Annotated in this window: 1 pseudogene; it reads left to right on the top strand. The window is 45.8% G+C overall.

Features of this window, described 5'->3' with window-relative positions:
- Positions 1–92, top strand: a pseudogene (gene ybjH / locus SB764_RS39705) (protein YbjH); the annotation flags it as partial.
- Positions 93–277: the final 185 nt, after the last annotated feature.

Here is a 277-nt window from a genome sequence, read left to right as displayed (position 1 = left end):
CGGCTTACCGCCCGCATCCTTATGTTCGCCATCTTGCCAGCGTAGGTGAAGGGATGGTTATCGAACACCAGATTGACGACCATCACCATTAATTCGAGAATGCCTGATCGCACAAAGCAGTCAGGCATTTTTTTACCCTTCGTGAGAATTTCCCATCTGTTTATCTTTTAAAAAGATAACCATCAGCGACAGCCACAAAATTCCGTTGACAAGGTTGAAGAGATTAAACAGTCCGTTGCCCCCGTTCAGCCAGGCATGTTTGCTGATTTCAATACCA

It is taken from the genome of Paraburkholderia sp. SIMBA_027 (assembly GCF_046535315.1).
Lineage (GTDB): Bacteria > Pseudomonadota > Gammaproteobacteria > Burkholderiales > Burkholderiaceae > Paraburkholderia > Paraburkholderia tropica.
The sequence above is the reverse complement of the archived record's forward strand: the minus strand, read 5'-3'. Positions and strand labels throughout refer to the sequence as shown.